Annotated in this window: 19 protein-coding genes; 5 read left to right on the top strand and 14 right to left on the bottom strand. The window is 63.5% G+C overall.

Annotated features, from left to right (window positions below; genetic code table 11):
* Window positions 1–70: 70 nt before the first annotated feature.
* The 6 genes from BLQ92_RS34340 to BLQ92_RS34365 form a co-directional block, all read right to left on the bottom strand.
* Entirely contained in the window at window positions 71–673 is a 603-nt protein-coding gene (locus tag BLQ92_RS34340; protein ID WP_090693707.1) for a UbiX family flavin prenyltransferase, read from the bottom strand.
* Between the two features lie 45 nt (window positions 674–718).
* Window positions 719–1030, bottom strand: a complete 312-nt coding sequence (grxD, locus tag BLQ92_RS34345; protein ID WP_090693711.1) for a Grx4 family monothiol glutaredoxin — start codon at window positions 1028–1030, stop codon at window positions 719–721.
* 129 nt (window positions 1031–1159) lie between these two features.
* Window positions 1160–2005 (bottom strand): peptide chain release factor N(5)-glutamine methyltransferase, encoded by an 846-nt coding sequence (gene prmC, locus BLQ92_RS34350; protein ID WP_090693715.1) that lies wholly within the window; start codon window positions 2003–2005, stop codon window positions 1160–1162.
* Between the two features lie 32 nt (window positions 2006–2037).
* Window positions 2038–3120: a peptide chain release factor 1 gene (gene prfA / locus BLQ92_RS34355; RefSeq protein ID WP_090693719.1), complete on the bottom strand. Its 1083-nt coding sequence runs from the start codon at window positions 3118–3120 to the stop codon at window positions 2038–2040.
* A 120-nt stretch (window positions 3121–3240) separates the two neighbouring features.
* The gene (gene hemA, locus BLQ92_RS34360; RefSeq protein WP_090693722.1) at window positions 3241–4527 is read right to left on the bottom strand and encodes a glutamyl-tRNA reductase; all 1287 of its coding nucleotides are present in this window, start codon (window positions 4525–4527) and stop codon (window positions 3241–3243) included.
* 78 nt (window positions 4528–4605) lie between these two features.
* Window positions 4606–5313 carry a response regulator transcription factor gene (locus tag BLQ92_RS34365; protein WP_090693726.1) on the bottom strand — a complete coding sequence of 236 codons (708 nt, stop codon included), beginning with the start codon at window positions 5311–5313 and terminating at the stop codon, window positions 4606–4608.
* 194 nt (window positions 5314–5507) lie between these two features.
* Here BLQ92_RS34365 and BLQ92_RS34370 point away from each other — a divergent pair, with 194 nt between their 5' ends.
* From BLQ92_RS34370 to BLQ92_RS34385, 4 genes are all read left to right on the top strand, one after another.
* The gene (locus BLQ92_RS34370) at window positions 5508–5762 is read left to right on the top strand and encodes a hypothetical protein (RefSeq protein WP_090693730.1); all 255 of its coding nucleotides are present in this window, start codon (window positions 5508–5510) and stop codon (window positions 5760–5762) included.
* A gap of 19 nt (window positions 5763–5781) precedes the next feature.
* On the top strand, window positions 5782–7596 hold the full coding sequence (locus tag BLQ92_RS34375; RefSeq protein ID WP_090693864.1) for an aminopeptidase P family protein: 1815 nt from the start codon (window positions 5782–5784) through the stop codon (window positions 7594–7596).
* Between the two features lie 75 nt (window positions 7597–7671).
* Window positions 7672–8223 (top strand): isochorismatase family protein, encoded by a 552-nt coding sequence (locus BLQ92_RS34380; RefSeq protein ID WP_090693735.1) that lies wholly within the window; start codon window positions 7672–7674, stop codon window positions 8221–8223.
* Window positions 8220–8843 (top strand): HAD family hydrolase, encoded by a 624-nt coding sequence (locus BLQ92_RS34385; RefSeq protein ID WP_090693739.1) that lies wholly within the window; start codon window positions 8220–8222, stop codon window positions 8841–8843. The genes BLQ92_RS34380 and BLQ92_RS34385 overlap by 4 nt, the downstream gene beginning before the upstream one ends.
* A gap of 14 nt (window positions 8844–8857) precedes the next feature.
* Here the strand turns inward: BLQ92_RS34385 and BLQ92_RS34390 are convergent, their stop codons facing one another.
* The 7 genes from BLQ92_RS34390 to ugpB all read right to left on the bottom strand — a co-directional run bounded on the left by BLQ92_RS34390 (window position 8858) and on the right by ugpB (window position 17845).
* The gene (locus BLQ92_RS34390; RefSeq protein ID WP_090693742.1) at window positions 8858–10159 is read right to left on the bottom strand and encodes an MFS transporter; all 1302 of its coding nucleotides are present in this window, start codon (window positions 10157–10159) and stop codon (window positions 8858–8860) included.
* Between the two features lie 83 nt (window positions 10160–10242).
* Entirely contained in the window at window positions 10243–11364 is a 1122-nt protein-coding gene (locus BLQ92_RS34395; RefSeq protein ID WP_090693746.1) for a DUF748 domain-containing protein, read from the bottom strand.
* Window positions 11365–11487: 123 nt separating this feature from the next.
* The gene (ettA, locus tag BLQ92_RS34400) at window positions 11488–13152 is read right to left on the bottom strand and encodes an energy-dependent translational throttle protein EttA (RefSeq protein WP_090693750.1); all 1665 of its coding nucleotides are present in this window, start codon (window positions 13150–13152) and stop codon (window positions 11488–11490) included.
* A gap of 336 nt (window positions 13153–13488) precedes the next feature.
* A complete protein-coding gene (locus BLQ92_RS34405) occupies window positions 13489–14577 on the bottom strand; it encodes a sn-glycerol-3-phosphate import ATP-binding protein UgpC (protein ID WP_090693755.1) in 1089 nt (362 codons plus the stop codon).
* A 153-nt stretch (window positions 14578–14730) separates the two neighbouring features.
* Entirely contained in the window at window positions 14731–15576 is an 846-nt protein-coding gene (gene ugpE / locus BLQ92_RS34410) for a sn-glycerol-3-phosphate ABC transporter permease UgpE (protein WP_090693759.1), read from the bottom strand.
* Window positions 15573–16457 (bottom strand): sn-glycerol-3-phosphate ABC transporter permease UgpA, encoded by an 885-nt coding sequence (ugpA, locus tag BLQ92_RS34415; protein ID WP_090693762.1) that lies wholly within the window; start codon window positions 16455–16457, stop codon window positions 15573–15575. Before ugpA ends, ugpE begins: the two co-directional genes overlap by 4 nt.
* A 62-nt stretch (window positions 16458–16519) precedes the next feature.
* Window positions 16520–17845: a sn-glycerol-3-phosphate ABC transporter substrate-binding protein UgpB gene (gene ugpB, locus BLQ92_RS34420; protein ID WP_090693765.1), complete on the bottom strand. Its 1326-nt coding sequence runs from the start codon at window positions 17843–17845 to the stop codon at window positions 16520–16522.
* Between the two features lie 318 nt (window positions 17846–18163).
* Between ugpB and BLQ92_RS34425 the strand changes: the two genes are divergently transcribed.
* Window positions 18164–19147 (top strand): glycerophosphodiester phosphodiesterase family protein, encoded by a 984-nt coding sequence (locus BLQ92_RS34425; protein ID WP_090693770.1) that lies wholly within the window; start codon window positions 18164–18166, stop codon window positions 19145–19147.
* Window positions 19148–19243: 96 nt separating this feature from the next.
* Here BLQ92_RS34425 and ychF read toward each other — a convergent pair whose 3' ends face one another.
* The gene (ychF, locus tag BLQ92_RS34430) at window positions 19244–20338 is read right to left on the bottom strand and encodes a redox-regulated ATPase YchF (RefSeq protein ID WP_090693774.1); all 1095 of its coding nucleotides are present in this window, start codon (window positions 20336–20338) and stop codon (window positions 19244–19246) included.
* Window positions 20339–20653: the final 315 nt, after the last annotated feature.

Below are 20653 nucleotides of genomic sequence, written 5' to 3' on the forward strand. Positions count from 1 at the left end.
GTCCAAACTGGATTTGATTGCGTCGCAGGTGTTGTGAATCGGCGCGTGTGCTGTATGCAGCGCCGTTGGCCTATTCCGCCGACGCGTCGCGCAGCCCCGGCCACGCGGGTGAGAGCGCCGGGCCGAGCGCAAACAGATCCAGCACGCGGGCGACCGTGTGATCGACCATCTCGTCGATCGAAGCGGGCTGGTTGTAGAAGGCCGGCAAGGGTGGAAAGACTATGCCGCCCATTTCGGTGACGGCGGTCATATTGCGCAGATGCGCGAGATTGAACGGTGTTTCGCGCACCATCAGCACGAGGCGGCGGCGTTCCTTGAGCGTGACGTCGGCGGCGCGGGTGATCAGATTGTCCGACAGGCCGTGGGCGACGCTCGCGAGGGTCTTCATGGAGCAGGGCGCGACGATCATGCCGTCGGTCGCAAACGAGCCGGACGCGATGCTCGCGCCCACGTCGCGCACCGAGTGGACGACATCCGCGAGCGGATGCACGTCTTCTTTGCCCAACTGGAGTTCGTGCTGGATATTGAGCCAACCGGCGCTGGAGATCAGCAAATGGGTTTCCACGCCACCCAGCCTGCGTAGTGTTTCAAGCAGGCGGATGCCGTAGATGGCGCCGGTCGCGCCGGTGATCGCGATAATCAGCCGGCGAGGCGCCGCAGCGCGTGTTTCCATGGCAAGCGGCACCTGGGGTTCGGCTTGTGAAGCGTCAGGCGGCGCTCAGGCCGCGGCGAACAACTGTTGCAGTTCGCCGTTCTGGTACATCTCCATCATGATGTCCGAGCCGCCGATGAATTCGCCCTTCACGTAGAGCTGCGGAATGGTCGGCCAGTTGGAGAATTCCTTGATGCCCTGGCGCACTTCGTCGTCCTCGAGGACGTTGACGGTCTTGGGCGAGTCGACGCCGCATGCCTTCAGGATCTGGATGGCGCGGCCCGAAAAGCCGCACATCGGAAACTGGGCCGTGCCCTTCATGAAGAGCACGACGGCGTTTTCGTCGACGATTTGCTTGATGCGTTGTTGCGTATCCATGACTGACCTTGCGGTTCCGGAATGTGGTGGAGATAGATTGAAATGATAGCGGATTTCGTTGCGACAGGCGGGCGGCGGTCTTGCGGCGGGGTTGCCGTGAAGTTGCCACGGCGTTGCCGGAGTGCGGCGTTATTCACCTGCTTGCCACTTGCCGCCGCTAATGCGCTCGATACCGGCGAGGTCGCATTCCGAGCGCACCGCTGAGAAACCTGCCTCGTTGAGCAGCGCGCGTACCGCAACTGCCTGATCGTAGCCGTGTTCGAGCCATAGCACGCCGCCGCTCGCGGTGAAGCGTGCAGGCGCGCCGGCGACGATGCTGCGGATGGCGCTCAGGCCATCGGCCTCGTCGGTCAGCGCGCCGCGCGGTTCAAAGCGCAGATCGCCTTCCGACAGATGCGGGTCGCCGCTCGCGATGTACGGCGGATTGCTGACGATCACGTCGAAGCGCAGGGTGGGATCGAGCGCCTCGTACCAGTCGCTTTGCACAAGCTGCACCGCGCCGCCGGGGCGTGTTGCATCGAGCAGGCGGGCGGCGTTACGGGTGGCCACAGCCAGTGCTTCGCTCGAGCGGTCGACGGCCCAGACCTGCGCATCGGGTCTGACCGAGGCGATCGCGATCGCGATCGCGCCGGTGCCGGCGCCAAGATCGAGCACACGCGGGCGCGCGATCCCCTCGAGCGCCGCCAACGCGGTTTCGACCAGCAATTCGGTTTCCGGCCGGGGGATCAGCACATCCGGCGTCACTTCGAAATCGAGCCCGAAGAACTCCCGCGCGCCGATTAGCTGCGCCACCGGTTCACCCGCTACCCGCCGCGCCTCGAGCGCCTGAAAACGTCCCACCCGCTCGGCATCGAGCGGCTCGTCGCTACGCGTGATCAACTCGGTACGGCGCCAGCCGAGCACGTGCCCTAGCAGGATGCGTGCTTCGAGCGGCGGCAGCGGCGAGGCGCGCAGCAGGGCGGCGGCGTTATTCATGGAGCCGGTGCGTCCCGTATGTTCGGTCAGGCTTAGTCCGCATCGCCGAGCGACGCCAGCAACTCGGCCTGATGCTCGCTCACCAGCGCGGCGATCAGTTCGTCGAGATCGCCATCCATGATCGATTCGAGGCGGTACAGCGTCAGGTTGATGCGGTGATCGGTGAGACGCCCTTGCGGGAAGTTGTAGGTGCGGATGCGCTCTGAGCGGTCACCCGAGCCGATCAGGCTCTTGCGGGTCGCGGCTTCCTTGGCGTGCTGCTCGTGATACTGCTTGTCCTTGATACGCGCGGCGAGCACCTTCAGCGCGCGGTCCTTGTTCTTGTGCTGCGAGCGGTCGTCCTGGCATTCGACCACGATGCCCGTGGGCAAGTGAGTCACCCGCACGGCCGAATCGGTCTTGTTGATGTGCTGACCGCCGGCGCCGGAGGCGCGGAAGGTATCGATGCGCAGATCCGCCGGATTGATCTCGACTTCGCCGATTTCATCCGCTTCCGGCATCACCGCGACCGTACAGGCCGAGGTATGGATGCGGCCCTGGGTTTCCGTGGCCGGCACGCGCTGCACGCGATGGCCGCCGGACTCGAACTTGAGCTTCGAGTACGCTGCTTCACCGGCGATCCGCACGATCACTTCCTTATAGCCGCCCAGGTCCGACTCGCTGGCCGACATCATTTCGATCTGCCAACGGTTGCGTTCGGCGAAGCGCAGATACATGCGCAGCAGGTCGCCTGCGAACAGCGCCGACTCGTCGCCGCCCGTGCCCGCGCGGATTTCGAGGAAGATGTTGCGGTCGTCGTTGGGGTCTTTCGGCAGCAGCATTTTCTGCAGTTCGGCGCCGAGCTTATCCATCCGCTCACGGGCGGCGCGAATCTCTTCTTCGGCGAAGTCGCGCATTCCCGGATCGGTCAGCAGTTCCTGCGCGGTGGCCGCGTCGTTGCTGGCCTGGCGCCACAGCCCGTAATGCTCGACCACTGGCCCAAGCTCGGCGTGCTCACGCGTGAGCTTGCGGTATTGGTCGAGATTCGAGGTAATGTCCTCGCGGCTCAACAGGTCGTTCAGTTCGGCCAGCCGGGTAGTGAGCTGGTCGAGCTTGCTTTGCATGCTCGTTTTCATCGGACGGTAACGGAGCGGGCTCCGGAAAGGACGGCGTAACTGGGGAAGCGGGCGCAAGCCCTGGAGGTGGGCGCCGGCCTGCCGGAATACGTGGCCAGGCGGCGCGTGGCGGCAGCGCCGCTAACGTTCCGAAGAACCGGAATGTTTGTAGAAACCGCCCATCAGTTCGATGAGCTTATCTCGATTTTCGCTGCTGGCGCGATTGAGCGCATGCGTCGGACCATGAATCAGCTTATTGGTCAGCGCTTGCGAGAGCGCCTCGATCACGGCAGCGGGATCGTCGCCGCGAGCGAGCGCCTTTTGCGCGCGTTCGACTTCGGCACGGCGCAACAGGTCGGCCTGGGTGTGCATATGGCGGATCACCGGCACGATGCTGCGCGCGTCGAGCCACTGCATGAAATTCTGCACCCGCGTTTCGATGATCGCTTCGGCTTGCGCAACAGCCGCCTGGCGCGAAGCGTTGCCTTCGCGCACGATCGCGCCGAGATCGTCGACGGTATACAGGAACACGTCTTCGAGCTGGCCGACTTCGGGTTCGATATCGCGCGGCACGGCGAGATCGACCATGAAGATCGGCCGGTGGCGGCGCGCTTTCACCGCACGTTCGACAGCGCCCAGACCGATGATCGGCAAGGTGGATGCCGTGCACGAGACGATGATGTCGAACTCGTGCATCCGGGTGGGAAGATCAGATAGTGGGATGGCGCGGCCATTGAAGCGCTCGGCGAGCCGTGTGCCGCGCTCGGCGGTACGGTTCGCCACCACCAGTTCGCGCGGCTGTTGTGCAGCGAAGTGGGTCGCGCATAGCTCGATCATTTCGCCCGCGCCGATAAACAGCACACGCTGGTTCGCCACCTTGTCGAAGATGCGCTGCGCGAGACGCACTGCCGCCGCGGCCATCGAAACGGATTGCGCACCGATCTCCGTAGTAGTACGCACTTCCTTGGCCACCGCGAAGGTGCGCTGGAACAACTGGTTCAGGTAAGTACCGAGGGCGCCGGCCTCCGAGGCCGTGCGCACCGCATCTTTCATTTGCCCGACGATCTGCGTCTCGCCCAGCACCATCGAATCGAGCCCTGATGCTACCCGGAATGCGTGGCGCACGGCTTCCGACTGCGGCAGTGCGTACACATGCGGCGCGAGTTCGCTGACCGGCAGGTTGTGATACCGCGAAAACCACTGGATCGCGGCTTCGCGGGCCGCATGGTCGTCGGTCGCGCAGTAGAGTTCGGTGCGATTGCAGGTGGACAGGATCGCCGCTTCAGGCGCGCTCCTGGCTGCGGGGCCGAGCCAGATGTCCTTGAAGGTCGCTAATGCAGGTTTGATCTGTTCGAGCGGAAACGCCACGCGTTCGCGCAAGGCGACGGGCGCGGTGTGGTGATTGATTCCGATCGTTAGAAGCTGCATAGGGGGCGCTATGGTGGGGCGCTATGGTTTAGCCCAATATTATAGCGTTTCCGCAATTCTTTCAGTCCGGGTGGACCTTTAGGCGAGCGCGCCGCCCTCGGGGGCGACCGCGTCGAGCTGGTAGCCGAAGCCGTAAAGCGGCGTCAGGCAATAGCCGTGCTCGGGTCGCAGCTGTAATTTGGTGCGCACCCGCGACGCATGCGTGTCGAGCGTGCGCGACCTTACGTCGCGCCGCCGGGTCCAGACTGTTTCGAGAATATGCGCGCGCGACACCGGCCGCGAAACATTGTTGAACAGTAGCAGCGCGAAACGGAATTCTTTGGGGGTTAGTGCCACTGTCTGACCGTGGAATGTCACGGTAAAGTGCGCGGCGTCGAATACGTAACCGCCGAACACGTCGAGCCTGCGGTTGGGCGGGCGGCGCAGGCCGGCACGCCGCAGCAGGGCGTCGACGCGGGCCAGCATTTCGGGGCCGTGAACCGGTTTGATCAGACAATCATCCGCGCCGGCGTGCAATGCTGCGACAATCTCACTTTCGCGCGGCGCCGACATCAACATGATGACTGGCAGGCTGGGCAGGATACTGCGGGCACGAGGAATCACGTCTTCGGCCGGGCGGTCGCCGGCCCAACTATCGGTCAGCAGGAGATCGAAGAACTCGTCGTATGCGCTCGCGAGAAACGGCGCGCTGGCGATGAAATGGCGACAGCCATGGCCGCCGGCGAAGATTAGCCTGTCCACGAGTTCCGCGTGGCGGAGGTCAGGCTCGATGAGGGCGATTCGCATAGGACGCGCTTTCAGCGTGGCAGGCGTGGGCGGCGAAACCTTACGGCTTGCCTAAATGTGACCCCGGCCCCTAAACTCAACCGCTACGCGGAAAGCGCCGTGCTGACCTTTATAGTTAACGAGACAAAAATGCTAGCTGCCCGAACGCTTTACGCCTATGAGAAGAGTCCGAAAGTGAGTGAGGTCCCCTACTGATGGGTTGGCCCGGTATCGTGTTGCTGGGCGCAGTAATCGGCCTCGCGGGCTGGTGGCTGCATCCGCTGCGGCGCGCAAGCCGCACACGTTTCTGGGTCGCGCTGCTGGCTGGTGTGCTGGGCGCTGCGGTCGCCCGCATGGCCGGCAACGTGACCGGTCTCTTCCATGATGGTGATACGCTCGAATGGCCGGTATGTACGGCTCTTGCGCTGATTGCCGTTGCCGTGACGGTCGGCTTGTTGTCCCGTCGCTGAACATTTGCAGGTGAATCCGATGAATGCCCGACTTCCCGAAACCTCCTCTATTCCTGAGCGTATCGCTCACCTGCGCGGCGCAATGAAGCGCGAAGGCCTCGCGGCCTATCTGGTCCCGTCCGCCGATCCGCATCTTTCCGAATATCTGCCCGGCCGCTGGCAAGGGCGCCAATGGCTCTCCGGCTTTACTGGCTCGGCCGGCACGCTGGTGGTCACGGACGGCTTTGCCGGCCTATGGACCGACAGCCGTTACTGGGAGCAGGCCGACGCGCAACTGGCCGGCACCGGTGTCCAATTGATGAAGATGATGGGCGGCCAGCAGTCGCAGCCGCATTTCGACTGGATGGCGCAGAACGTGCCTGCCGGCGGCACCGTCGGCGTCGACGGTGCGGTGCTGGGTCTTGCGGCTGCCCGCTCGCTTAGTCAGGTGTTGAGCGCCCACGGGGTGAAACTGCGTACCGACCTCGATCTGTTCGATTCGATCTGGCCCCAGCGTCCGTCGTTGCCGACTGAAACCGTCTTCGAACACAGCGCGCCGCACGCAACGATGCCGCGTACCGACAAGCTCGACCAGATCCGCCGCGCGATGCAGGAAAAGGGCGCGCAGTGGCACTTCGTCTCGACGCTCGACGATCTCGCATGGCTGCTGAATCTGCGCGGCGCCGACGTCAGCTATAACCCGGTGTTCGTCGCCCATGCGCTGATCGGGCTTGAGCGCGTGTCGCTCTTCGTGGCCGACGGCAAGGTGCCGCAGACGCTGGTCGAAGCGCTGGCGCGCGATGGCATCCACGTCGAATCGTATGGCAAAGCGGCCGAGGCGCTCGCCGTACTGCCAGGTGGATCGACCTTGCTGATCGATCCGCGCCGGATCACGTTTGGCCTGCTGCAATCGGTACCGTCGACGGTGAAGATCGTCGAAGCGGTGAACCCGTCGACCTTCCTCAAGTCGCGCAAGACCGAGGCGGACGCCGAACACGTGCGGGCGACGATGGAGCAGGACGGTGCGGCGCTGGCCGAATTTTTCGCATGGTTCGAAGGCGCGCTGGGCCGCGAGAAGATCACGGAACTGACCGTCGACGAACGGCTGACGGCCGCCCGTGCACGGCGTCCGGACTACATCTCGCTGAGCTTTGCGACCATCGCCGGTTTCAACGCCAACGGTGCGATGCCGCACTACCGCGCGACCGCCGCAGCGCATTCGATCATCGAAGGCGACGGGCTGCTGCTGATCGACTCGGGCGCCCAGTATCTGACCGGCACGACGGACATCACGCGCGTCTTGCCGATCGGCACGCTGAGCGATGCGCAGCGGCGCGATTGCACGGTGGTGTTGAAGGGCATGATGGCGCTCTCGCGGGCGAAGTTTCCGCGCGGCATCCGTTCACCGATGCTCGACTCGATCGCGCGCGCGCCGATCTGGGAAGCCGGGGCCGATTACGGTCACGGCACAGGTCATGGCGTCGGCTATTTCCTGAACGTGCACGAGGGCCCGCAGATCATTTCGCACTACGCGCCGGCCGAGCCATGGACGGCGATGGAAGAGGGCATGATCACCTCGGTCGAGCCGGGTATCTACCGGCCGGGCAAGTGGGGCGTGCGGATCGAGAACCTGGTGTTGAACCGCCCGGCGCAGAAGACCGAGTTCGGCGATTTCCTCCAGTTCGAGACCCTGACGCTGTGCCCGATCGATACACGCTGCTTCGACCTGTCGATGCTGCGCGAGGACGAGCGTGCATGGCTGAACGCGTACCACGAGATGGTGCGCACGCGGATTGCGCCGCATGTGTCCGGTGAGGCGAAGGCGTGGCTGGAGACGCGGACGCAGGCTGTTTGAGGCGGCGGTCAGTAACCGGAGCGGCGAGGTTCCGACGGCGCCTCTGCCGCAATGAGCGACTAAGGAGAGCGGCGTATGGCTGGCGTGGCAGTGGTGGTGATCGATGTGCAGCAGGCTTTTTTCAGCGGCCCAAACGCCTCTTATCGAGGCGCTGAGGTGATCGACGGCATCAACCGCCTGACCGCGGCGGCGAGAGCGGCAGGGGCGCCGGTGTTCATCGTCCAGCATGATGAAGCGGGCGACCCGGAAGTCGAGTACGGCAGCGAGGGTTGGCAACTTCCCGCATCGCTCGTGCGCACCGGCGAAGATATCCTCGTGCGCAAATCGGTCGGCGACTCGTTTCACGACACGCCGCTTAAAGCGCAGCTTGACCGGCTCGACATCGAGCGCCTGCTGATCTGCGGTTACGCGACCGAATTTTGCGTCGACACCGGCGCGCGCCGTGCCGCTTTGCTCGGCTATCGGACCACGGTCGTCTCCGATCTCCACACCACGCAGCAGACCTCGCATCTCTCGCCCGAGCAGATCGTCGCGCATCACAATCGCGTGTGGGCGCACTCCTCCATGTCGGGCAACCGGGTCTCGGTGCGTTCGCTCGCCGACGTCCTGGCAACGGAGTTCGCATGAGCATCAAGGCCGTGGTGTTCGATTTCGGCGGGGTGCTGATCGACTGGAGCCCCGACTATCTGTTCCGCCAACTGATTCCCGACGAGACTGAGCGCCGCTGGTTTCTCACGCATGTCTGCTCGATGGACTGGGTGATCCGTCAGGACGGCGGTCAGACGATCGCCGAGGGTACCGGCGAACTGGTCGCGCAGTTTCCCGATCACGAGGCGCTGATCCGCGCGTTCTATGAGCGCTGGCACGAGATGATCGGCGGTGTGCTCGAGGATGGTGTGGCGACGCTCGACAAGCTCGACGCGGCGGGCGTGCCGCTGTTCGGTCTCACCAACTGGTCGGACGAGACGTTTCCGTATGCGTGGGAGCACTTCCCGGTGCTGCGGCGCTTTCGCGACATCGTCGTGTCGGGCCGCGTCAAACTGGTGAAGCCGGACCCGGCGATCTTCGCTGAAATGCGCCAGCGCATCGAGGTGCAGCTGCCCGGCATCGAAGCGCATGAACTCGTCTTTATCGACGATAACCTCAAGAACGCCCAGGCCGCCACCGCGCTCGGCTGGCACGGCGTGCATCACACCTGCGCGGCGCAAACCGAAGCCAGGCTGCGCGAGTTGGGTTTGCCGGTCTGACAGAGCCGGGGCGCTCAGGCCAGCGTTGCGGCTGCTGCGGTTTCGGCGCGCTCGGCGATCGGCGCGCGCACCACGAACATATAAACGAGTGCCGCGGCGAACGATACGCCCGCGCTGATCAGGAAGGCGTCGACGAACGAGTGGGTCTGCTCGACCACCACGCCCGTGATGAATGGCGCGAACGAACCCCCGAAGTAACCGCCGAAGTTCTGGATGCTGCCGAGCGACGCCACCAGGTGCCGTGGCGCGGCGACGCTGACGAGCGCCCATGCTCCGCCGCTTGCCATGTTGATGAAGTACATCGCCAGCGATAGATAGACGATGGCGAGCGTGGTATTCGGCGTGTAGGCCGCGGGCACGGTGAACGCGGCTGCAAAAATCAGTCCCGTGCAGATCGGCCACTTGCGGCTGCGGATCGGGGCGACGCCGCGCGCCATCAATCCATCGGCGACAAAGCCGCTCGACAGCATGCCCAGCGTGCCGAACAGATAGGGAATCGAAACGATCCAGCCGGTCCTCGCAATCGACAGATGCCGTTCGTGCTCGAGGTAGGCGGGCAGCCACGTCAGATACAGCCAGACCATGTAGATCACGCCCATGAAGCCGAAGATCATGCCCCACGTGGTCCGCGAGGCGAACAGGCCGCGCCATTCGGCCCCCGTCATGCGGCGCTCGGCGCGTGTGTGCGGCTCCTCCTCGGTCAGATGCGTGACTTCGTCCGCTTCGAGCACGACTTCGCGCCGGTTGCGATAGACGAGGTACCAGCCGATCGACACCGCAATACCCATCACCCCCATCGCGATGAACATCCAGCGCCAGCCGAACGCGAGCAGCAGGCCAGTGAGAATGGGCGGTGCGAGGGCGGGGCCGATGGTCGACGAGGTGGTGAAAATGCCGGTCGGCCGGCCGCGCTCACGCAGTGAGTACCATTCGCTGACGACTTTCGCGCCGGCTGGGAATTGCGGCGCTTCGCCGATGCCGAGGCAGATCCGCGCAACCAGGAACTGCTGGAGGTTCTGTACGAAGCCGCCAAACAACTGCGCCACCGACCAGACGAACATGCCGAGCCCCAGCATCAGGCGTGCGCCGAAGCGATCGAGTAGCGCGCCCATCGGCAATTGCGAGAACGCGTATGAAAATGAGAACGCGGACAGCAGCAGACCCATCTGCGACGCGGAGAGCCCCAGTTCGCCGCTGACCGAATGATTCGCGATCGACAGCGTGCTGCGATCGAGATAATTGACGATGCCGGCGAGCGTCAGGAACGCCAGCGCGACCCACTGGATGCGCCGTAAGCGCGGTGTCTTTGCCTGCATGGGTTGTCTCCTCCGATTTCGAACTTTCCTTGCGACGTGTCAAGGCGTAGTGACGAACCGAACTTACGCCCCATAGTAACGCCCTATTGCCCGAGCAGATTCTTGAGCGCGTTGCCCAAGCCCTTCACCGTTTCCCCCGCGCCTTTCGCCACGCCTTCGACGCTCACGCCCATCGCCTGCGCGAAGCCGGTCCCAAGCTTGTTCAGCAGGTTCTCGTTCACCGAGAATTTCGGGTCACGCAAATTACCGTCAAGCACGAAGTGCACGGTGATGTCGCCGTTGCGCGTCTTCAGCGCCGCAACCGCTGCCTTGGTGGGAATCGACAGAAAGGTGTCGAGCGGGTTGCCGTTATCGGCGAGTTGCAGGTGGTGCAGGGTCAGTGTGCCCGGCGCGTGCAGGTGATAGTTGCGCACCGTCGATTCGACCGTCATGTCGACTGTGCCGCCTGCGATCTGCGTTTTGACGCCCGCCTTCCTGAGCAGATAGGGATCGAGCATGGCGGCGTCGACACCGCGCAGCGTGCTGGTGGTCTGCGAATCCTTGCTGGCAATCTTGATCCAGCCGCCGAAGGAGACGGTGCCGGTATGCGCCGGACCGACGATCGAACCGTTGGCCGCGACGCTCGTCGGGTCGGTGAGCGCGGGCAAATGCAGGTTGTCGACGCTGCCACTGGCCTGGGTCACCGCCACCTTATAGGCCGGCTTGCTGACGGTGTAATCGTAGAACTCGAAGGTGCCACGCTCGAAGGCGATGTGATCGACGCGCTTTTCTCGCGGCAGGGGCGTCTCGCCAGCATTCGCGCCGGTATCCGGCCGGTTCAGCGATTCCTTGAGATTGGGTAGCAGATTGAGGGTGCCATCCGCACGGCGCACGACCGAGAGGTCGAAACCGTTCACCACGACCGAGCGGATATGCACACGTTTTTGCAGCAGGTCGCGAACGTCGGGGATGATCGTGATCTGATCGGCGCGTAACGCGTCGGGGGCGGGCCAGCCAGGCGGGCCTTTGAGGCGAACGTGGGTAAGACGCACGGAGGTGAAGCCGACGTCGATGCTCTCCGCGCTGCCGAGCGGCCCGAGGGCGGCGATCACCCGCTGTTTGACTTCGTATTGCGCGAAGTAAAGCCCGCCGAGGGCGACAGCGACCAGCACCAGCACAATGCCGGCGACGGCAATGGCTACGCGTCTTCCAGTCGACATCGCCATGCTTGCCTCCTCGTAGCCGCGCGAGGCGCGACTGGCCGTTGACAGCGGAGCAAGCCCCGTGCCGCACAGCTGGCTGCCGGGCGAGCCGCGCCAGATGCGGCGCGGCCTCCCGGTCAGGCGCGTTTAGCGCGCGATCGGCTTGTAGCGCAGACGCTTCGGCCGGGCAGCTTCTTCACCCAGGCGGTTGCGCTTGTCCGCTTCATATTCCTGGTAGTTGCCGTCGAAGAACGTCACTTGCGAATCGCCTTCGAACGCAATGATGTGCGTGGCGATACGGTCGAGGAACCAGCGATCGTGCGAGATCACCATCACCGAGCCGGCGAATTCGAGCAGCGCGTCTTCGAGCGCGCGCAGCGTTTCGACGTCGAGGTCGTTTGACGGTTCGTCCAGCAGCAGGACGTTGCCGCCCGCGATCAGCGTCTTGGCCAGGTGCAGACGGCCGCGTTCACCGCCCGACAGGTTCGAGACGATCTTCTGCTGATCGCCACCCTTGAAGTTGAAGCGGCCAATGTAGGCACGCGACGGCGTTTCATAACGGCCCACCGTCAGCACGTCGGCGCCGCCGGAAATTTCTTCGAACACCGTCTTCGAACCGTTGAGCGCGTCGCGGCTTTGGTCCACGTACGCGAGCTTGACCGTCGGCCCTTGCACGATTTCGCCCGAATCCGGCTGTTCCTTGCCGGTCAGCATGCGGAACAGCGTCGACTTACCGGCGCCGTTCGGGCCGATGATGCCGACGATCGCACCCGCCGGAATCTTGAAGCTGACGTCGTCGAGCAGCAGACGGTCGCCGTATGCCTTCGAGACGTTCTTGAACTCGATCACTTCGTTGCCGAGGCGCTCGCCCACCGGAATGAAGATTTCCGAGGTTTCGTTGCGCTTCTGGTAGTCCTGGCTGTTCAGTTCCTCGAAGCGGGCAATACGCGCCTTCGACTTCGCCTGACGGCCCTTCGGGTTCTGGCGCACCCACTCCAGTTCCTTCTTGATGGCCTTCTGGCGTGCCGATTCCGACGCTTCTTCCTGCTTCAGGCGCTCTTCCTTCTGGTCGAGCCAGCTGCTGTAGTTGCCCTTCCAGGGAATGCCGTGGCCGCGGTCGAGTTCGAGAATCCACTCGGCGGCGTTGTCGAGGAAGTAGCGATCGTGGGTCACGGCGACGACCGTGCCCGGGAAACGCGTCAGGAACTGTTCGAGCCAATCTACCGATTCGGCGTCCAGGTGGTTGGTCGGTTCGTCGAGCAGCAGCATGTCCGGCTTTTCGAGCAGCAGCTTGCACAGTGCGACGCGGCGCTTTTCGCCGCCCGACAGATGCTCGATCTTGGCGTCCCACGCCGGCAGACGCAGTGCATCGGCGGCGATTTCGATCTGCTGCTCGGCGCTACCGTCGGCGGTGGCGAGGATCGCTTCGTACTTGGCCTGCTCGGCAGCAAGCGCGTCGAAATCCGCGTCCGGTTCGGCGTAGGCGGCGTAAATCTCGTCGAGCTTCTTCTGCGCGCCGAACACTTCACCGAGACCTTCTTCGACCGCTTCACGCACCGTCTTTTGCGGATCGAGTTGCGGTTCCTGCGGCAGGTAGCCGATGTTCAGGTTCGGCATCGGCGTGGCTTCGCCTTCGATGTCCTTGTCGACGCCCGCCATGATGCGAATCAGCGTCGACTTACCCGAGCCGTTCAGGCCGAGCAGGCCGATCTTCGCGCCGGGGAAGAACGACAGGGAGATGTCTTTGAGGATTTGACGCTTGGGCGGCACGATCTTGCCGACCCGGTTCATGGTGAAAACGTATTGGGCCATTTTGCTTGCAATAGGGCGTTGACGCCGCCGGCCGCGCTGGGGGCGGGCGGTCGTGGGGTGGATGGGAATTCGGTGTCGCCGGTTTCCGGCCGGTGCGGGCGTGGCGTCGAAGCGCTCCGAGCGTTCGACGCGGCGCCACGCGTGGCGGAAGAGGTGTCATTGTACTTCGGGGCGCGGCGGTGGAGTCGGACGAGATGGTGCAGGGCGGCGCCGTTGGCCTAACGTTCGGTACGGCCGCGCCTCGCTATGCCCTAAGCTTATCAGGCACGCCCCTGATGGCGCAGGCTGGGCCGCGGGCCGACGGGCGATCCTTCAGCCGCACCGCCAACCAATGGCTCAGTTCGCGCGCTTGCCGCTCGCCGGGTCGAAGAAATGCAGATGCTGCGCGGGGAACGCGACCTGCAGCGCTTCACCATTGGCGGGACGGTGGGCATGCGGCAGTCGCGCCGTCACGTCGTGCTTGCCCCAGCGCCCATGCACGAGGTTGTCGGCGCCGAGCAGTTCGCAAGAGTCGACCGTCAGGGTGACATGCGCCGCGTCCGGCAGCCCAGGCGTCATATGCTCGGGCCGGATGCCGACGATCCATTCGCGCCCGGCCGCCACCTCGCGGCCGATGCACGGCACGCCCGCGAGCGGCAGCTTCGGACCGTTGCCGGCGACTTCGAAGGTAGCGCCGTCGTCCGACACGCGGCCTTCCAGCAGATTCATCCCCGGCGAGCCGATAAAGCTGGCGACGAACACCGTGGCCGGCCGCTCATAGACCTCGGTGGGCGCACCGATCTGCTCCGCGTGGCCGCGGTTCATCACGATCACGCGCTGGGCCAGCGTCATCGCTTCGATCTGGTCGTGTGTGACATAGAGGCTGGTTGTGGCCAGACGAGCGTGCAGGCGCTGAATTTCGAGGCGCATCTGTACCCGCAGTCGGGCGTCGAGGTTCGAGAGCGGCTCGTCGAACAGAAACACGGCGGGTTCCCGCACGATCGCGCGGCCCATCGCCACCCGTTGCCGCTGGCCGCCCGACAGCTCGCGAGGCTTACGTTCGAGCAGTGGCTCGAGTTCTAGAATCTGCGCGGCGGCCTGCACGCGCCGGTCGATCGCAGCACGGTCCACGCCGCTGATCTTCAACGCGTAGCCCATGTTTTGCCCCACGCTCATGTGCGGGTAGAGCGCATAGTTCTGGAATACCATCGCAATGTTGCGGTCCTTCGGCTCGAGCCGGTTGACCACCTTGCCGTCGATCGAGATCGAGCCCTCGGAGATGCTCTCGAGCCCTGCCACCATGCGCAGCAAGGTCGACTTGCCACAGCCCGACGGACCGACCATCACGACGAATTCGCCATCAGCGACCTGCACGTCGATGCCGTGCAGCACGAACTGTTTGCCGTCGTAGGTTTTCTTCACGCTCTGTAGCGTCAATGCAGCCATTCCATCCGCCTTTGTTTGCGTCTGCGGTCACGCGGGCCTTGCAGGCTATGCGTTGCCGCCAAGTTGTTCAGTTCATTAGCCGGTTGATTCGCCTGTGGATCGATCAGCTCGGCGCTCGACCCACGAGCCGTTTCACGACCAGGTTCGCCAGGCTCACTTTTCGGAGTCCACGAGGCCGCGCACGAACCACCGCTGCATCGTCAGCACCACGGCGAGCGGCGGCAGCATCGCGAGCAGCGTCGCAGTCATCACCAGATGCCATTCAGTGGCCGTGTCGCCCGACGCGATCATGCTTTTGATGCCCACCACCGCGGTGGTCAGCGATTGCTGGCTCGTGATCAGGATCGGCCACAAGTACTGATTCCAGCCGTAAATGAAGGTGATCACGAAGAGCGCCGCGATATTGGTCTTCGACAACGGCAACACGATGTCCCAGAAGAAGCGCAGCGCGCCGGCACCGTCGATGCGGGCCGCTTCCATCAGTTCATCGGGAAGGGTCATGAAGAACTGCCGGAACAGGAAGGTCGCGGTGGCCGAAGCGATCAACGGAAGGGTCAAGCCAGCGTAAGTATTGGACAGATGCATCGACGACACGACCTGCACGGTCGGGAAGATGCGCACCTCGACCGGCAGCATCAGCGTGACGAAGATCAGCCAGAACGCGAGATTGCGGAACGGAAAGCGGAAGAACACGATGGCGTACGCGGAGATCATCGAAATCGCGATCTTGCCGATGGAGATCACTAGCGCCATCACAAGGCTGTTCAGCAGCATGCGGCCGAAGGGGCTCGCCGCATTGCCGCTGCCGTGCACCCAGACGTTGGCGATGTTCTCGAACAGATGCGTGCTCGGCACGAGCGAAAGCGGCACGGTGAAGATTTCATGCTCGCTCATGGTGGCCGCGCAAAACGCGACGTACACCGGAAACACCACCAGCACGACGCCGATAATCAGCACTGCGTGGCAGAACAGGTCGAAACCGCGGCGATTCTCGATCATGAGTATTGGACCCTCCGCTCGATGAAACGGAATTGCACTACCGTCAGCGCGATGACAATCACCATCAGCACGACGGATTGCGCGCCCGAACTGCCGATGTCGAGGCCCTGGAAGCCCTCTGCGAAGATCCGGTAGATCAGCGTTCGCGTAGATTGTCCCGGACCGCCGCCGGTGGCCGCGTCGATAATCGGAAAGGTGTCGAAGAACGCGTAGACCAGATTGATGACGAGCAGGAAGAAGCTCGTCGGCGACAGCAGCGGCAGCGCGATGCCGAAGAAGCGCCGCACCGGTCCGGCGCCGTCGATGGCGGCCGCCTCGATCAGCGAGCGCGGAATGGCCTGCAGGCCGGCGTAGAAGAACAGGAAGTTGTAGCTGACCTGTTTCCAGACCGAGGCGAGCACGACGAGAAACATCGCCTGGCCCGGGTTGAGTGCGTGATTCCAGACGATGCCGTACTTCGCAAGCGCATAGGTCACGAGCCCGATGCTCGGATTGAAGAGAAACGACCATAGCACCGCGGCAATCGCCGGGGCGACTGCATACGGCCAGATGAGCAGCGTCTGATAGGCCTTCGCACCGCGTGTGACGCGATCGGCGCAGACGGCGAGCAGCAGCGAAATCACGAGCCCGCTGATCGTCACGAGCGCGCAAAAAATCAGCGTGGTCTCGAACGATGCCAGGTAAAGCGGATCGGCGAACATCTGCTTGAAGTTGGCGAGGCCGACGAATTCGCTGGACGTGCCGAACGCGTCCTGGCTTTGCGTGGACTGCCACAGCGCGACGCCGGCCGGCCAAAGAAAGAACACCAGCGTGATCGCCAGTTGCGGCCCAACCAGCAGATAAGGCAGGACGCCGACGCCGAAGCGGGATCGCTTTTCCATGAAGGCTCTCTGAAGAAAACGCCGGGCCGTTGGCCCGGCTACATGCTGAAGCCAGCCAGCGTTTAGCTGCCGGCCTTCTCGAAGCGGCGCAGCAATTCGTTGCCGCGTGTGACGGCGGAGTCGAGCGCATCCTTAGGTGTCTTCTTCTCCGCCCAAACCTGTTCGAGTTCCTCGTCGATGATGGTGCGGATCTGCGGCATGTTGCCCAGGCGCAGGCCCTTGGTGAAGGGCAGCGGCGGCTTGTTGAGCATTTGCTTGATCGCAGTCTCGCTGCCTGGGTTCTTCTCGTAGAAGCCCTGTTGTTGGGTCAACTGATAAGCCGCGGTGGTGATAGGCAGATAGCCGGTGTCCTGGTGCCATTTGGCCGCGACCTGCGGCGAGGCGAGGTAGGCGAGGAATTTCGCCACGCCCTTGTAGACGCTCGGATCCTTGCCGGACAGGACCCAGAGGCTCGCGCCGCCGATGATCGCGTTCTGCGGCGCGCCTTTCACGCTGGCGTCGTAGGGCATCATGCCGGTGCCGAAGCTGAACTTGGCGTACTTCTTGATGTTGGCAAGCGACCCCGAGGAGTTCGTGATGATGCCGCAGTCGCCGCTATAGAACTTGGACACCGGTTCGTCCTTGCGGCCGACGTAGGTGAACGTGCCTTCCTTCGCCATGTCCTGCAGGAACTGGATGTGCGCGATCTGTTGCGGCTTGTTGAATTCGAGTTGCGCGTCGGCGCCGTCGAAGCCGTTGTTTTCCGTCGCGAACGGCAGGCCGTGCCAGGCGCTGTAGTTCTCGAGTTGGATCCAGCTCTGCCAGCCCGACGAGTAACCGCACGACATGCCCGAGGCCTTCAGCTTCTGCGCGTCCTTGCGCAGTTCATCCCAGGTCCGCGGCGGCCGGTTCGGGTCCAGGCCGGCCTTCTTGAAGGCGTCCTTGTTGTAATACAGCACCGGCGTCGAGCTGTTGAACGGCATCGAGATGAGCTGATCGGTTTTGGAGTCGCTGTAGTAGCTGGCGATGGTCGGCACGAAAGCCTTCTCGTCGAGCGGCACGCCGGCCTGCTTGAACACTTCGGAGACCGGAATCACCGCTTTCTTCGCCTGGATCATCGTGGCCGTGCCGACCTCATAGACCTGCAGGATCGCCGGCGCGTTGCCGCTGCGATAGGCGGCGATGCCGGCCGCCAGTGTCTGGTCGTAGGAGCCCTTGAAGACCGGGACGATCTTGTAGTCGGTTTGCGAGGCGTTGAAGTCGTTGGCGATGTCGTTCAGACGCTCGCCGAGGGCGGCTTCCATGGCATGCCAGAACTGGATTTCCGTCGCGGCCTGGGCGGCCTGACTGACGCAGAGGGCAAACACTGCCGCGACGGCGAGCTTACGGAACAGCGGGGTGCAACTCATCGATGGTCTCCTTGGTCGGACGGGCGCAGCTTGAGGGTTGCGCGATTTTAGTTTGAGTCGATGACAGTCCAGGGTACGAGGGTTGCCGTTTGCGGATCGTTCCTCGTGCTGGCAGCGGCCGCCACTGCGGCGGCGAAAGCGGCAATTTAACACCGGCAAATTTTAAACAGAAGCGAAGCTGTAGAGGTCGCCGCCAGTTTGGATTTCAGGCTGAGCGATGGCTGCTTATTTGTCTGATTGGTTTGCCCTACATTGTTTTGAGATCTGCGAACCGTAAGATAGTCGCTCCGGTCCCGTCCGTTCTATTCAGGAGTCCAGATGCCTCGCCTGATTTGCGCTGGTTTAGTGTTCGCTTTCTGTAGTGGGTTGTTGTCGGGTTGTGCTGCGCCTTTGTCGGCGTCTGCGGATGTTTCGACGTCTGTACTGCCGCAGATCATCGCGCATCGGGGCGGTACTGGCGACGCGCCCGAGAACACGCTGGAGGCGATTCGCCTCGCGGTTGCGCATCATGCCGATGCAATGTGGTTGACGGTGCAACTAAGCAAGGATGGGGTGCCTGTGTTGTATCGGCCGGCGGATCTTTCGGCGCTTACCGACGCGAAGGGGCCGGTGTCGGCACGCGCGGCAGTTGAGCTTGCGCGGGTCAATGCCGGGTGGAGTTTCCACCAGGCTGACGCTCAGGGTGCGGATGCTTATCCGTATCGTGGCCGGCCGGTGGGGATTCCGACGCTGCGCGAAGCTTTACGGGTCATTCCGGCGTCGATGCCGGTCATTCTCGATATGAAGGCGCTGCCAGCGGAGCTGCAGACCCGGGCTGTGGCGCAGGTGTTGAGCGAGGAAAACGCGTGGTCGCGGGTGACGCTTTATTCGACCGAGGCCGAGTATCAGCGCAGCTTTGCGGCGTATCCGCAGGCGAAAATTTTTGAATCGCGGGATGCCACACGCACCCGGCTGGTGCGTGTGTTGCTTCAGCAGGGGTGTGTCGATGCACCCGCTGAACATGCTTCGGCCGCGTTCGAGTTGCATCGGACGGTGACGGTGGTGGAGAAATTCACGCTCGGGGAAGGGCGCTCGGAGGTGAATGCGACGCTGTGGACGCCCTCGACGGTGGCGTGTTTCAGGCAACGTCCGGATGTGCATGTCGTCGCGATTGCCGTGAACAACGCGGATGACTATCGTGCCGCGGCTTGTCTGGGGATTGATGCGGTTTTGTCGGACTCGCCGGCGAAGATGACGGCGATTCGGGTGGGGATCAGTTTGCCGTTGCGGTGTGGCGCCGAGGCTGAAAGCAGGGTGGACTAATCGATGACCAGTCGCTGAATAGAAAAACCCCGTAAGCGCGCCAGGCGCTACGGGGTTTTCTACATCGTGGCGCAACACGCCAGCCGATGTTTGCCCTTAGACGTTGAACAAGAAGTTCATCACATCCCCGTCGTGCACGACGTATTCCTTACCTTCCGCCCGCATCTTGCCGGCTTCCTTCGCGCCTTGTTCACCCTTGTAGGTGACGAAGTCGTTGAAGCCAATCGTCTGCGCACGAATAAAGCCACGCTCGAAGTCGGTGTGAATCACGCCCGCTGCTTGCGGCGCCGTGTCGCCGATATGAATCGTCCAGGCCCGAACTTCCTTCACGCCTGCCGTGAAGTACGTCTGCAGGCCGAGTAGCTTGAAGCCGGCGCGGATCACGCGGTTCAGGCCCGGCTCTTCCATGCCCAGGTCGGCGAGGAACACTTGCTTGTCTTCGTCTTCCAGATCGGCGATTTCAGCTTCGATCGCCGCGCACACGGCGACGACCGGCGCCTTCTCGGCGTCCGCGAACTTGCGCACCGCATCCAGATGCGGGTTGTTCTCGAAGCCGTCTTCCTTCACGTTGGCCACATACATGGTCGGCTTGGCGGTGATCAGGCAGAACGGCTTGAGCAGCACTTGCTCTTCGTCCGACAGGTCGAGCGCGCGCACGGGCTTAGCCTGGTCGAGCTGCGCACGGACCTTTTCCAGCACGGCGGCGAGCTTGATCGCTTCCTTGTCGTTGCCGGACTTGGCGGCCTTCGAATAACGCGAGAGCGATTTTTCGACCGTCGCCAGATCGGCCAGCGCCAGTTCGGTGTTGATGACTTCGATATCCGACAGCGGATCGATCTTGCCGGCGACGTGAATCACGTTATCGTCTTCGAAGCAGCGCACTACGTGCGTGATCGCGTCGGTTTCGCGGATGTTGGCGAGGAACTGGTTGCCGAGCCCTTCACCCTTGCTGGCGCCGGCGACGAGGCCGGCGATGTCGACGAATTCCACCACGGCCGGCAGGATGCGCTCGGGTTTGACGATGTCGGCGAGCGCCTTCAGGCGCGCGTCCGGCACTTCGACGATGCCGACGTTCGGCTCGATCGTGCAGAACGGATAGTTTTCGGCGGCAATGCCCGCCTTGGTCAGCGCGTTGAACAGGGTGGACTTGCCGACGTTAGGCAGGCCGACGATGCCGCATTTGAGGCTCATGGGGTTTCTCTAGAAATCAGGTGGTGACGTGCTTTTTCGACCGGGGCGCACGGACAGCCCCTGTGGCTGGGCCTGGCGCGCCGGGCAGTGTCCTCGGATTGAGCGGGACAATGCCGGATCTCGCAGCGCAGGCGGCACGTCTTGTGCGTGACGTGGATCACCGGAAACCGCAATTGTAACCCTGTCCGGCGCTGCCCTCGCACGCTTGGCTCGATCGACCGCCGGGCCTGCGTCACCGCGGGCGCCCGGCCACGGGTGATCCCGGGGATTTCGTGCGCGCATCGAGCCCCGAAAGCCGCCACCTGCGCTAGCTCA

This window comes from Paraburkholderia phenazinium (assembly GCF_900100735.1).
Taxonomy (GTDB): domain Bacteria; phylum Pseudomonadota; class Gammaproteobacteria; order Burkholderiales; family Burkholderiaceae; genus Paraburkholderia; species Paraburkholderia phenazinia.

What these genes read in the sequence shown, in the direction of transcription:
- grxD (WP_090693711.1), bottom strand. Translation starts at nt 1,030, where the DNA reads ATGGATACGCAACAACGCATCAAGCAAATCGTCGACGAAAACGCCGTC.
- BLQ92_RS34370 (WP_090693730.1), top strand. Translation starts at nt 5,508, where the DNA reads ATGGGTTGGCCCGGTATCGTGTTGCTGGGCGCAGTAATCGGCCTCGCG.
- ugpE (WP_090693759.1), bottom strand. Translation starts at nt 15,576, where the DNA reads ATGATCGAGAATCGCCGCGGTTTCGACCTGTTCTGCCACGCAGTGCTG.
- ychF (WP_090693774.1), bottom strand. Translation starts at nt 20,338, where the DNA reads ATGAGCCTCAAATGCGGCATCGTCGGCCTGCCTAACGTCGGCAAGTCC.
- ettA (WP_090693750.1), bottom strand. Translation starts at nt 13,152, where the DNA reads ATGGCCCAATACGTTTTCACCATGAACCGGGTCGGCAAGATCGTGCCG.
- BLQ92_RS34425 (WP_090693770.1), top strand. Translation starts at nt 18,164, where the DNA reads ATGCCTCGCCTGATTTGCGCTGGTTTAGTGTTCGCTTTCTGTAGTGGG.
- hemA (WP_090693722.1), bottom strand. Translation starts at nt 4,527, where the DNA reads ATGCAGCTTCTAACGATCGGAATCAATCACCACACCGCGCCCGTCGCC.
- BLQ92_RS34365 (WP_090693726.1), bottom strand. Translation starts at nt 5,313, where the DNA reads ATGCGAATCGCCCTCATCGAGCCTGACCTCCGCCACGCGGAACTCGTG.
- BLQ92_RS34405 (WP_090693755.1), bottom strand. Translation starts at nt 14,577, where the DNA reads ATGGCTGCATTGACGCTACAGAGCGTGAAGAAAACCTACGACGGCAAA.
- prfA (WP_090693719.1), bottom strand. Translation starts at nt 3,120, where the DNA reads ATGAAAACGAGCATGCAAAGCAAGCTCGACCAGCTCACTACCCGGCTG.
- BLQ92_RS34385 (WP_090693739.1), top strand. Translation starts at nt 8,220, where the DNA reads ATGAGCATCAAGGCCGTGGTGTTCGATTTCGGCGGGGTGCTGATCGAC.
- BLQ92_RS34375 (WP_090693864.1), top strand. Translation starts at nt 5,782, where the DNA reads ATGAATGCCCGACTTCCCGAAACCTCCTCTATTCCTGAGCGTATCGCT.
- BLQ92_RS34380 (WP_090693735.1), top strand. Translation starts at nt 7,672, where the DNA reads ATGGCTGGCGTGGCAGTGGTGGTGATCGATGTGCAGCAGGCTTTTTTC.
- BLQ92_RS34395 (WP_090693746.1), bottom strand. Translation starts at nt 11,364, where the DNA reads ATGGCGATGTCGACTGGAAGACGCGTAGCCATTGCCGTCGCCGGCATT.
- ugpB (WP_090693765.1), bottom strand. Translation starts at nt 17,845, where the DNA reads ATGAGTTGCACCCCGCTGTTCCGTAAGCTCGCCGTCGCGGCAGTGTTT.
- BLQ92_RS34390 (WP_090693742.1), bottom strand. Translation starts at nt 10,159, where the DNA reads ATGCAGGCAAAGACACCGCGCTTACGGCGCATCCAGTGGGTCGCGCTG.
- prmC (WP_090693715.1), bottom strand. Translation starts at nt 2,005, where the DNA reads ATGAATAACGCCGCCGCCCTGCTGCGCGCCTCGCCGCTGCCGCCGCTC.
- BLQ92_RS34340 (WP_090693707.1), bottom strand. Translation starts at nt 673, where the DNA reads ATGGAAACACGCGCTGCGGCGCCTCGCCGGCTGATTATCGCGATCACC.
- ugpA (WP_090693762.1), bottom strand. Translation starts at nt 16,457, where the DNA reads ATGGAAAAGCGATCCCGCTTCGGCGTCGGCGTCCTGCCTTATCTGCTG.